Origin of the sequence: Oceanospirillum linum (assembly GCF_001995095.2) — a bacterium.
In the GTDB taxonomy this organism is placed as follows: domain Bacteria; phylum Pseudomonadota; class Gammaproteobacteria; order Pseudomonadales; family Halomonadaceae; genus Oceanospirillum; species Oceanospirillum linum.
Window position 1 is genome coordinate 1 of sequence record NZ_MTSD02000122.1, and the last position, 433, is coordinate 433.

General features: G+C 63.7%; 1 protein-coding gene. It reads left to right on the forward strand.

Annotated elements, in window-relative coordinates; all coding sequences use genetic code 11:
* A partial coding sequence (locus BTA35_RS16930; RefSeq protein WP_139363728.1) for an ABC transporter permease occupies positions 1-433 on the forward strand: 433 nt, incomplete at both ends.

Below are 433 nucleotides of genomic sequence, written 5' to 3' on the forward strand. Positions count from 1 at the left end.
ATCATGCTGTGGCCGACGACGGAGTCGTCGATCGTATTCATCACGTTCATCGGGGCGTTTTACCCGATCCTGCTCAACACGGTGGACGGCGTCCGATCGCTCGACGGGGTCCTGCTGCGCGCGGGGCGCTGCCTGGGGGCCAGCGAGGCACAGCTGTTTTGGCACGTGATCTTGCCGGGCGTGTTGCCCAACATCTTCACCGGGCTGGCAGTGGGGATGGGCGTTGCGTGGGTGTCGCTCATTGCGGCGGAAATGATTTCCGGACAGTACGGCGTGGGCTACTACACGTGGGAAGCGTATTCGCTGGTGAACTACCCGGCCATCGTGCTCGGCATGATCACCATCGGCGCGTTGGGTCTGCTGTGCAGCGGCGCCATTCGGGTGGCCGGCCGGTTGTCGATGCCTTGGATCGCCTACGTCAACGGAGCACGCA